General features: G+C 37.6%; 6 protein-coding genes. 4 read left to right on the top strand and 2 right to left on the bottom strand.

Annotated features, from left to right (window positions below; all coding sequences use genetic code 11):
• Positions 1-248 precede the first annotated feature (248 nt).
• Positions 249-2,561, bottom strand: a complete 2,313-nt coding sequence (locus tag BM141_RS00680; RefSeq protein WP_091538347.1) for a DNA methyltransferase — start codon at positions 2,559-2,561, stop codon at positions 249-251.
• A gap of 255 nt (positions 2,562-2,816) precedes the next feature.
• On the opposite strand from BM141_RS00680, the gene BM141_RS00675 reads away from it, so the two are divergent.
• The 4 genes from BM141_RS00675 to BM141_RS00660 all read left to right on the top strand — a co-directional run bounded on the left by BM141_RS00675 (position 2,817) and on the right by BM141_RS00660 (position 8,636).
• Positions 2,817-3,338, top strand: coding sequence for a DUF7935 family protein (locus tag BM141_RS00675; protein ID WP_091538345.1), 522 nt, complete (start codon positions 2,817-2,819; stop codon positions 3,336-3,338).
• 10 nt (positions 3,339-3,348) lie between these two features.
• Complete coding sequence (locus BM141_RS00670; RefSeq protein ID WP_091538343.1) at positions 3,349-5,181, top strand: glycoside hydrolase family 13 protein; 1,833 nt, start codon at positions 3,349-3,351, stop codon at positions 5,179-5,181.
• 15 nt (positions 5,182-5,196) lie between these two features.
• Positions 5,197-6,609, top strand: coding sequence for a pyridoxal phosphate-dependent decarboxylase family protein (locus BM141_RS00665; protein ID WP_091538340.1), 1,413 nt, complete (start codon positions 5,197-5,199; stop codon positions 6,607-6,609).
• Positions 6,610-7,349: 740 nt separating this feature from the next.
• On the top strand, positions 7,350-8,636 hold the full coding sequence (locus BM141_RS00660; RefSeq protein WP_091538339.1) for a DUF418 domain-containing protein: 1,287 nt from the start codon (positions 7,350-7,352) through the stop codon (positions 8,634-8,636).
• Positions 8,637-8,695: 59 nt separating this feature from the next.
• On the opposite strand, the gene BM141_RS00655 is transcribed toward BM141_RS00660, so the two are convergent.
• Positions 8,696-11,800, bottom strand: a complete 3,105-nt coding sequence (locus BM141_RS00655; RefSeq protein ID WP_177217219.1) for a WD40/YVTN/BNR-like repeat-containing protein — start codon at positions 11,798-11,800, stop codon at positions 8,696-8,698.
• Positions 11,801-12,128 lie beyond the last annotated feature (328 nt).

Here is a 12,128-nt window from a genome sequence, read left to right as displayed (position 1 = left end):
GCAAAAGTTTTTGCATTTGTTTGCAAAAGTTTTGGATACTTTTATATTTATTTCTGCAATTTAGGAAAATGTTTACAAAAGAGTGGCTTTTGCCTTTGCCAAAATTTGTGATGGAGAAAGGCGTTTTTTAATGCTTATTATATTCAATCAAAAGTGGTTTGGAAATTTTCTTTACTGGAAAGTCCCTTTCTTAACAGGAGAAAGGGATTAAGGTTGCGGAAAACAACCATTTTATTTTGAGTATAAAATCAAATTTGTACACTACCGAATAATATTTTCAAGTCATTTTCAGTAAAGTCTTTATCTGTATGATTATCATAGAAATTGATAAGGTCTTCTTTGAACAGATATTGAACTTTGTTTTCTAAATAAATGGGATGCCTTATGTAAGTCGAATTTCTAAATACATCATTTAATTTCTTTTCTCTTGACTTAGGAGCAACAATAAATAGTTTTTGGGCTATATCATGCTGTACGTCTAATAAATTCATAAATCGCTCAAAACCGCTTATTATGGTGGTGCTTTCTTCTATCTCAAAAGCATAGCGAGGAAATCCCAATTTGTCTATCCAAATCACATCTATTTGTTGTATTTTACTTTTTTGAGACTCTGTGATATTTTGCATAATCGGAAAAGTAGGTAAAGAAATTTCAGAGAACTTGATTCCTTGGAAGCTATCACTTATCTGTTCTCTTTTGCCTATCCAAGTTTGGAACCCCAAATACTTGCCAATTTCTACCAAACGAAAAATAATTTCGCTATGAGTATGCTTATTGGATTTGATTTTGAGAAGCCTCTTTTTTTCTATTGCTTTGCCAAAGTCCAGCGTAATAGGGGAACTTTGCTTGAGCATCCAATTGCCTGTCTTTGTGCTTTGAAAAGCGATTTCATTGAGCAAGATAGGCAAATCTTTTTCTATTGGAAATTTTTTATCTTCTGCAAAAATATCAAAAAGTTCCTTGTGTATTTCATCTATAGTCATTGCCTTGTTTTTAATGAGTAACTCTCGCAAATAAATGCGTAACTCATCTTTATTTGCATAATATTGTCTTCTTATCTCATCTTCATCTTTCCTACCACGTACATAATAAAGATTAGAGGCACTATCATAAAAAATATTATCTTGGCTTTCTAATAAATTATTTAGCTTGTTGCTACTTGTATAACTTCTCTTTTTTGCCTCAATATTTAACAAGTTATCAGTCAGTTTATCCACTACTCTGTTATAAATCATATCCAAAGTTGCTCCATTCATTTCTAAGCAAGCCCTTTCTACTTCATTTAAAATAAATTTTTGCAAATCATCAGGCTTTTGCCTGACTGGCTTTACAAATGTTTTTTTAAAATTTCCAATACGCTGACTGCATAAGACATTAGCAGGATTTTTCTTATAATTCAAAGAGCCATTACTTTGTGGTTGATAAACAGAGCCTTTTAGTTCCATACCATTATTTTCGCAGGCTTCAACAATAGTATTCCAAAACTCAAATTTTTTATGAGCAAAAACGCAACTCAACCAGCCATCTTTTTTCAGGACTTTACCAATTTCTTCAAAACTTTTTGTGAAAAGTTCTTCGTAAGTAGCTTGTGTTTTTTGTAGTGAGCCTCCTTCTATACATTCTTGTTCTAAAAGTATATTTAATTGCTTATCAATAATTTCTGGAAACAGCCAAGCATTCCACATAGTTGATAAATCCAAGTAAGCAATATTATGACCATAAGGTGGGTCAGTATAGACATAATCTACGCTATCAAGAGGAATATATTTAGAAATTTCCAAAGCAGAACCATGAATTACTTGTAAGTTCTCATTTGCCTCATAGCCATTAAGTAAATCATTCCACTTTTTTTTCCCTTTCAAAATATATTCAAATTTTTTAGTAAAGTTCCTCCAAACAGGTAACTCAACTATTTTGGAAGGAATCCAGTAATCATAAGCTCCAAAAATAGCGGGACCGCCTCCGTTTGCACCTCGATTAGGATTATCCAAATAAGTCAAATTTACTTTTGCCATAGTTGATGAAAAAACGTATTTCATCATTTCTTGCATTTCTATATCACTGATTTTCTTTATCTCTTCCAATAAGTAAGCATAGATGAGTAGTTGTCGAGGGGTAAAAAGGTCTTCTACATAAGTCGTATTACTGCTTTTTCCTAATTTTACATTTTTAGGAAACCAAAATTTTTTTATCTCTAACTCTTTCCGAGCCTCAGAATCAGAAAGCATAGAATAGTTTTCAATATCATTTTTTACTTTATGTTCTAAATCAGAAAAAGTAGTAGCTAATTTGTTTGTATCTACTTTCCAGCATGTTTGTTTTGCTAAAAAACAAGCTAAAGGGTTCGTGTCTATTACGATTGCTTTTCTTCTTAGCCTTAAAGCCTCAATCGCTGTTACTCCTGTGCCTCCAAAAGGGTCAAGAATTGTATCTCCTTTTTTAGAATAATGCTCTATATAAGCAGAAACAACATTATGTGCTTGCTTAGTAAAATATGGATGGCTTTTGTAATGCCATGCTTTTTCTTTCTCGGGTTTAATAGGATAATTAATGATTTCCATTAAGTTTTTCTATTCTATGTAGAAAATTCACTTTTTCAAAGATACGAATGAAAAGAAAAAAATACAAGTTTTTGTAGCGGAATGCCTAAATTACTTCTCCCGCCTCTGTCAAATATTATCTAAATTTTTTTATTCTTCCCTACCTTGTACCTTTTTAAGTTTTTGTTATTATGATAGTAAACTCTGTCTAATGTTTTGAATTTACAATCTTATCTATAACTTTGAATCCAAAATTCTTAAAAAAATTATTTGACCATGGAGCTATTGCTTGATTTAGTAAAAATTATCCTGCCTTCTTCTCTGGTTTTGTACGGAATGTACCTCACTGTAAAGTCTTTTTTAAGTAAAGATTTTGACAATCAGCTTATTAAACTTAAAGCGAAAAATGTAGAAACCGTTTTGCCTTTGCGTCTGCAAGCATATGAGCGAATGTCTTTGTTTTTGGAAAGAATGACACCTAACAACCTGCTTATCAGGCTTAATGACAATGCGTATAACGTGGGGGAGTTGCAGGAGATACTTTTGTTTGAGATTAGGCAAGAATTTAACCATAATCTTTCTCAGCAGATTTATATGAGCGATGAGGCTTGGCAACACATCAAAGATGCAGTAGAAAACCTACTCGCTCTCATCAATGATGCTGCTTCGGAATTGCAAAAAGATGAACCGGCTTTGCAGTTGGTCAAGAAAATATTTGCCAGAGTAATAGATAATCAAGATGACATCACAGGGCATGCCTTGCGATTTATTAAAAATGAGGTAAGGACTTATTTTTAACGATTTGAAAATGAAAAAAATATATTTGCTTTGTCTTGCTTTTTGGGTTTGCTTTTCTGCCTTTGCCCAAATAGAAATTGCTCATATAGAGCCACCTAATTGGTATGTGGGCATGAAAAACCCAGAAGTGCAGATTTTAGTACATGGGAAAGATATTGCCAAAGCCAATGTCAAGTTAGGAAATAGCTTAGCCATATTAAAAGAGGTGAGAAAAGTAAGTAATCCCAATTATCTTTTTTTGAATTTGACTGTGGGGAAAAAAGCAGGTACACTGCCCATTGTCTTTTCTCAGGGAAGTCAAACAAAAACAATCAATTACAAACTTAACGAAAAATCCAAAGACAAGAATAGAATACAGGGTTTTGATGCTTCTGATTTGATTTACCTCATCATGCCTGACCGCTTTGCCAATGCTGTGCCTGAAAACGACAATGTAGAGGGAATGTTGGAGAGGGCAAATAGGAATGAACTTTATGGAAGGCATGGCGGTGATTTACAGGGAATTACTAATAACTTATCTTATCTCAAAGACTTAGGCGTAACTGCCCTTTGGCTCAATCCTGTTTTGGAAAATGATATGCCTCAGTCCTCTTATCATGGCTATGCGATTACCGACCTCTATAATGTCGACAAGCGATTTGGAGGAAATCAAGCCTACTTGGATTTTATCAATCAAGCACACCTGTTAGGCTTAAAAGTCATTCAAGACATGGTTGCTAATCATATCGGCTTGCACCACTGGCTGATGAAAGACCTGCCCGAAGCCTCTTGGATTCACCAATTTGATAGCTTTACAAGGTCAAACTACCGCTTGGCAACTGCTTCTGACCCCCATGCTTCGGAAAATGACAAAATGCTCATGGAAAAAGGCTGGTTCGATACCACTATGCCTGACATCAATCAAACCAATCCCTTGTTTGCCAAGTATCTGATTCAAAATAGTTTATGGTGGATAGAATATGCAGGCATAGACGGAATCCGCATGGATACTTACCCTTATAACGACAAAGAGTTCATGGCAACTTGGGCGAAGACCTTATTGGACGAGTACCCGACTTTTAACATAGTAGGCGAAGTTTGGATTCATTCCGTTCCAATGGAATCTTATTGGCTCAAAGGGACAAAAAATAGGGATAGGCACATTTCTCATCTGCCAAGCATTACGGATTTTCCTTTGTATGAGGCGATTAATGCAGCATTGAACGAGCCTAATGGTTGGAATAATGGCTTGTCAAGGGTATATCATACTTTGGCGGAGGATTTTTTGTATGAAAACCCAATGGAAAATGTAATTTTTTTGGATAATCATGATTTAACCCGCTTTTATACAGTGGTAGGCGAAGATTTGAATAAATACAAAATGGGTTTGGCTTTGCTGATGACCATGAGAGGCGTACCGCAACTCTACTATGGTACAGAGGTGCTGATGACAGGCGGACCCGAGCATGGCTATGTCAGGCAGGATTTTGCAGGAGGTTGGGCAGGAGATAAGGTGAATGTATTTAAAAATGAGGGACTTACTTCCGCTCAGAGCGAGGCTTTGAATTATTTAAAAAAATTAGCCAACTGGCGTAAAAATAAAAAAGTCATTCATACGGGAAAACTCACGCACTTTATTCCTGACAATGATACGTATGTGTATCTCAGGCACAATGAGCAGGAAAAAGTCATGGTCATTATCCATACAGGGAAAGAAAGTAAGAAGTTGAATACCAAACGTTTTGAGGAATTTCTGAAAGGCATAAACAAAGGGAAAGAGATTATTTCAGGGCAAACTTTGGCAGACCTCCAAGAAATCAACCTTCCCGCCCAAAGTGCTATGATAATAGAGTTGGAAAAATAAAAGCTATAGAAGCCAATGAATATCAGTAATTTCCGCAAATATGCTCATCAGGTAGCAGACTGGATGGCAGATTACTATGAACATATAGAACAGTACCCTGTTTTAGCCCAAGTAAAACCCAAAGAAATTTACGAGCAGATTCCTGAAAATCCCCCACAAAGAGGAGAAAGTTTTGAAAGTATTTTTGCAGATTTCCAACAAGTGATTATGAAAGGAATGACCCACTGGCAGCACCCTTCTTTTTTTGCTTACTTTAATGCCAATGCCAGTCCGCCCTCTGTATTGGCGGAGATGCTCATAGCAACTATGGGGGCGCAGTGCATGATTTGGCAAACTTCTCCTTCTGCCGCAGAGTTAGAGGAAAGAATGATGGAATGGCTGGCTCAAATGTGCGAAATACCTGCTGATTTTCATGGGGTTATCCAAGATACAGCTTCTACGGCAACGCTCTGTGCCTTGTTGTGTGCCAGAGAGAGATACACCAACTACCAAATCAATGAAAAAGGCTTTGCCAACTCGCCACGATTCACTGCGTACTGCTCTGAGGAAACACACTCCTCCATAGAAAAAGATATAAAAATAGCAGGTCTGGGCAAGGAAAACCTGAGAAAAATACCTACTGACGAGGCTTTTGCGATGCTCCCAGAGCAGTTAGAAGAAGCCATTAAAAAGGACTTAGCACTGGGGCTTACACCTCTTTTTGTAACGGCTACTATAGGCTCTACAAGCTCCACAGCCATAGACCCATTGAGAAAAATTGGAGAGGTTTGTAAAAAGTACCAGATTTGGCTACACGTAGATGCGGCTTATGCAGGTAATGCCATGATTTTGCCCGAGAAAAGATACATGATAGACGGAGTAGAATTAGCTGATAGCTACTTGTTTAACCCACATAAATGGCTTTTGACTAATTTTGATTGTACGGCTTTTTATGTCAAGGACAAGGGAAATCTGATTCGTACTTTTGAGATTTTGCCTGAATACCTCAAAACAAAAAACGACCAAGTAGTGAACAATTATAGGGACTGGGGCATACAGTTAGGCAGAAGATTTAGGGCTTTAAAACTATGGTTTGTACTGAGGACTTATGGTGTGGAGGGCTTGCAAAATATCCTGCGCACCCACCTCCAACTGGCAAATTATTTTGCAGAGCAATTATTTAAAAACCCTGATTTTGAACTCATTGCACCTATCTCTCTGAACCTTGTTTGTTTCCGATACAAGCCTGCCCATGTCCAAGATGAGCAAGTATTAGAAGTCATCAACAAAAAAATCATGGACAATCTGAATGCTTCAGGTAAGGTCTTTTTAACCCATACTAAACTCAGAGGAATTTTTACGTTAAGAGTAGTTATCGGGCAAACCTTCGTCAATCAAAGCCATGTGGACAATTTGCTTGCTTTGATAAATGCACAAATAGAAAAATAATAGCATTATCAATACGAACTGTACCTTGAACTCATAGTTCTGTATCAATTAGAGATAGGGATAGTGCGTCTAAAGTACAGCATATCACTGATTTTTTTGATGTGCTTAGCGCACTTTTGGTGCTTTTGTACTATTACATTACCCCAGACAGGTAATATTTTTGTAGTAACTAAATTTTTATTTGTTCTTAATCAATTAGTTAAGTAGATGGCTTTTTTAGATAATAATTTTAGAACACAGATTTTGCAGATTAGACAGATTTTCACTGATGAATTACTCAAAAAATCTGGGCGATGATTCCAATTGTATGATGGTATTTTATCTACCTGTTATCAATTTGATGAGAAAAGTATTTGTTGAATAAAAATCTGTGTTTATCAGCCCAATCCGTATTATTTTTGGAACACTGATGACACAGATTGTACCGATGAAAACAGATTTTTTTAACACGTAAAATTATCATACATTTGAAAGCACCACCGCTTTTTGCTGACCAAACAAAACAAGCGATTGCAAAATCTATGTCCGAAAATGGCATCAATGATGTTCGTTTTCGGATATTTTATTTTTAATGATAATTGTAAGTTGCTCTATATCAAAGATTTAAAAAAGCGGTATTGAATTTGCGAAAAAGTTATTGACGATAAGCTAATTTTTTTTCACGCCGAGCAACCTTTCTATTTAATCTTACATCATTGTCAAAAATTAATTTATATAAAAACTTAAACTTATATCTCTTTATGAAAATGACTGCTGTTAATTCCATAGCTATCGCACCTTCTCCTCAAATAACATCTGTAGAAAGAATCAAAATCATAGATGTTTTGCGTGGCTTTGCCTTGCTTGGTATTATCATCGTGCATGTAGTAGAGCAATACTATGCAGGCGACAGTTCTATTTTTGCCAAGAATACTCCTTTGGATATGGGTATATCAATTTTCATGGGTATTTTTATTATAGGCAAATTTTTCCCTATTTTTTCCTTCCTTTTCGGGCTAAGTTTCGCTATTCAGATGAATCAAGCGAAGGAAAAAGGCAAAAAATATACAGGAAGGTTTCTCTGGCGATTAGTAATCCTACTGGGTATAGGAGCGGTTCACCAGGCGTTTTATCGTGGCGATATTTTGATGCTATACGCTATTTTGGGTTTAGTATTGCTTATTTGCCAATATTTCAATGATAAAATCTTATTAATCCTTTCCTTAGCCCTTGTACTCAATGTAGTTGGTTTTGTAGAGAGAAGCATAGAAGTAGGCAAATCTATTTTTGTAAGTTCTTCACAAGCACAAACTATGCAAAGTCAAGAATCTAACCCTGCCCCACAGACTGAGGTAGAAGATTATCAAAAAGCAAATAAAGCATATTTTGACTTGATAAAAACGGGAAGTTGGTGGGCTATCGCCAAGCAAAATCTATTGGGAGAATTAGACGATAAAATCAATTTTCAGATAGGTTCAGGAAGAATTTGGCTGACTATGGGCTTATTTATTCTGGGATTGTATGTAGGGAGAAAGAGGATTTTTGAAAATTTAGTTGAGCATTTGCCTTTGGTAAGGCGAATTTTCAAATATTGTGCGTGGTCTATTGTGGTGAGTTTACTTATTGTAGCGATAGTCATGGGGATTTATCGAGGCAATCCACCCCCAGCCCCTTGGTTAATGCTTTTAGGAGGGACTATTTTTGATGCGGCGAATGTTACTTTGCCTTTTCTCTACATTACAGGGGTTATTTTACTTTTTCAAAAAGTAAAGTGGGAAAAAATCTTGCTTTGCTTGTATCCTGTGGGAAGAATGGGTTTAACCACTTATGTAATGCAAGCTGTTATTGGAACTTTTATTTTCTATGGATACGGTTTAAATCTCATTGGAAAGTTGGGCAATGCGTCTTTGCTGCTCATGGCTTTGGGAATTTATGCTATGCAGATAGTATTTAGCCGTTGGTGGCTCAGTAGGTTTCACTATGGGATTTTAGAATGGCTGTGGCGGTCAGCGACTTACCTCCAATGGCAAGAGTTAAAGAAAAAATAGTTTTTTGAATTAGGTAAGTACGAGTCAGGGAACTCGTACCTACTTGATTTATTTTTAGCTTACCTTCTCGGGGCAATTACCTGATTGACTCCTTCTTTGCTGAGAAGCTCATTAAACGATTTTAGTCCTGTACTTAGCAGTACTTTCAGTTGGTCTAAATGCACTGCCAGTTCCTTTGTTAAATCCTCCAAACGCTCATAACAGCCTTGCGTGGGTTTGGCATCTTGGTAGTTCACTACGCTGTAAAGGTAGGCAATTTGGTCGTCTAACTTAGGAGGGTAGTTCACAGGGTCTTGCCCGCTTTCGCTACGTGTTTGGATAAGTTCCTCCTCTAAGGCATTGAGTTTTTTGATAATTTCGTTGGCTTGTGTTTCTATTTCTTTGCTGAAACCTGCTTTTATCGCTCTTTTGGATACATCAGTAAGTTGGTAACGCACATCTCTGAGCCTTCGGATAGCTTGGTGGCACTCTGATAACTTGCTTTTTATTTCTTTGGCTAAGGTATATTGGGCTTGTAAGTCCTCATCTGTTACTGTCCAATTAGGATTTTTCAAAACTTCTAATTCTTGCTTCTGTACAATTTCTCCTGCTGTCAGTCGCACTTGGTATTTTCCTGTGGGCAGGTTAATTCCCCCTACATCGGCTAAGGAGAAAAATGAACCCTCTATTATGTCAGGGGCAGTCCCTTTCAAGTTCCATACTAAGCGGTTCATTCCCGCTACTGCACTTATGTTCTGCTCTTTCTTCTCTCGGTCAGCTTTGGTAGCAAAAACTTTCACCATCTGTTCGTTTTTATCTAAAATTTCTATCCTGACATTGCTTTCATAGCCTTTTGTTAAGTAAAAATAAAGGATAGCCCCATTGGGAGCGGGTTCAGGGAAGTTAGCACCTCTTCTTTCGCTAAATTGGGCTTTGTAGGCAGTTCTTGGTTTAAAAAGTTGGACTTTGGCTTGTTTTAGGCTTTCTGAAAATTGGTGCAAAGGACTTAAATCGTCTAAAATCCAAAAAGAACGCCCTTGTGTTGCTACTACTAAGTCTTTTTGATGCACTGCCAAGTCGGTAATAGGGGTTATAGGCAAATTCAGTTGGAAAGATTGCCAAGTTTTGCCTTCATTAAAAGAAATATACATCCCGTACTCTGTGCCTGCATAGAGCAAGCCTTTTTTGTCCTTATCCTCTCTTACCACCCTTACAAAGTGATTTTCAGGGATTCCATTTTTGCCGTCAGTGAGTTGTTTCCAAGTTTTTCCGTAGTCCTCTGTGAGGAAAATGTAAGGTTGGAAATTGTTTTCCCTGTACTTATGCACCGCCAAAAAAGCACGACCTTTGGCATGGTTGGAAACTTCTATCATATTCACCGTAGCATCTTTGGGCATAAAAGGTGGAGTGATATTTTGCCAATTTTTCCCTCCATTCATAGAAATATGCACCAGACCATCATCGCTCCCCACCCAAAGCACGTCTTTTTCAATAGGCGATTCCTCAAAAGCAAAAATGGTAGTAAAAAGTTCTACGCCTGTGTGGTCGTGCTGGATAGGTTCACCGGGTAGGTTTTGATACTTTTGGTTATTGGTCGTCAAATCTGGACTGATGACCTGCCAAGTTTGTCCTGCGTCTATGGACTTGTGAACGTACTGCGAGCAGTGGTAAAGCACATCAGGATTGTGAGGGGAAAGGCGAATCGGTGCGTTCCATTGAAAGCGATATTTGATGTCTTTTGGGGCTACGCCATCGTGCATTTGTGGATAGGCGACTACATTCCTTTCATGCCCTTTCTCGAGGTCTATACGGTCTATCAAACCAATGTAATTGCCTGAATAGACAATTTTAGGATTGCGAGGGTCGACGGCAATATGCCCACTTTCGCCCCCTGCTACCGCGTACCAATGCTGATAGGGAGTTAAACCACCATTGTTGCGGCTCGGAACGGAAATAGTAGTGTTGTCCTGTTGCGCTCCGTAGATACGATAAGGGAATTGGTTATCTACCGTAACTCGGTACATTTCTGCCGTAGGTTGGTTGTAGATGCTCGACCAGGTACGACCTCCATTAAAAGAAACATTTGCTCCTCCATCGTTACCTTGAATCATGTATTCAGGGAAATTGGGATTAATCCAAAGGGCATGATTGTCTCCGTGAGGCGTATCTATTTCATAAAAAGAAACTCCTCCGTCTATGCTTTTGAAAAAGTCCACGTTGCAAACATATACCGCATTTTCATTTTTTGTATCTGCATAAATATTGTTGTAGTACCAAGCTCGCTGACGCAACTTGTGTTCTCTGTTTACTCTCTGCCAAGTTTCTCCCGCATCATCAGAACGATACACCCCCCCTTTGGTTTCTTCTGCAGTTTCTATGATAGCCCAAACTCTATTGGGATTCACAGGGGAAACGGCTACGCCAATTCTGCCCAGCAAACCCGAATCAGGGAAACCACCTCCCAATTTTTTCCAAGTATCGCCTCCGTCAGTGCTTTTGTAAAGCCCTCCTGTATGCCCTCCATCTATCATATTCCAAGATTTTCGTTCCGCTCTCCACATTCCTGCATACAGCACGCGAGGATTTTTCACATCAATCACCAAATCCACACAACCTGTCGAGTCGTTAAGAAACAAGACTTTTTCCCAAGACTTTCCGCCGTCCTTGCTTCTAAAAACACCCCTTTCCTTATTCTTGGCAAAAGGATTTCCTAAGGCAGCAGCATATACTAAATCAGGATTTTGTGGGTGAATGGCAATTCTTCCGATTTGCCCAGCTTTATCTAAACCGATAGGTTTCCATGAATTTCCTGCGTCAGTGGACTTATACATTCCGCAACCTATGGTAACATTCCCCCGAATCGCCGCTGAGCCTGTGCCTACATAAACTACATTATTGTCCGAAGGTGCGACTTCCACTGCTCCAATAGGAGCGCAAGCAAAGTAGTTATCTGAGATATTTTTCCAAGAAATTCCGCCATCTGTCGTTTTCCAAACGCCCCCACCTGTGCCGCCAAAGTAATAGGTCATGATTTCATTTGCCACCCCTGTAACTGCGGTAACTCTGCCTCCGCGATAAGGTCCGACTAAGCGATATTTCATTCCTTGCAAAAAAGTGGAATCATAGAGAATATTGCTCAGTACTTTTTGGCTGTAAGCAGTGAAACTTAATAGTACAAAAATCACTAAAGCACAAAGTTTGAAGTAGATTGAAATGGTTGATTGTTGGTTGTTTATTGCCGGTTGTTGTTGGTTAATAATTAATTGATGACTGTTTATTGTTAATTGATAATTATATTTTATTCCAGCCTCCAAATTACTTTGATTCCAGATTCCAGCCCGTTCTGATTCCAGATTTTGCATTTTTCTATTCATAAATATTCTCATTTTTCTAAAAGGATTTATTGAAAGCAAGGTAAAGTTAAAATTGGAATTTTCAAAAAGAAAATATTAAGTTGTCTTATTTAGATTCATTCAAAATAAGCTATTAAAGATAAAAATTTCCCTATTCACC

This window comes from Thermoflexibacter ruber (assembly GCF_900113045.1).
Lineage (GTDB): Bacteria > Bacteroidota > Bacteroidia > Cytophagales > Thermoflexibacteraceae > Thermoflexibacter > Thermoflexibacter ruber.
Note: the sequence above shows the minus strand (reverse complement) of the source record. Positions and strands in the feature narration are given on the sequence as shown.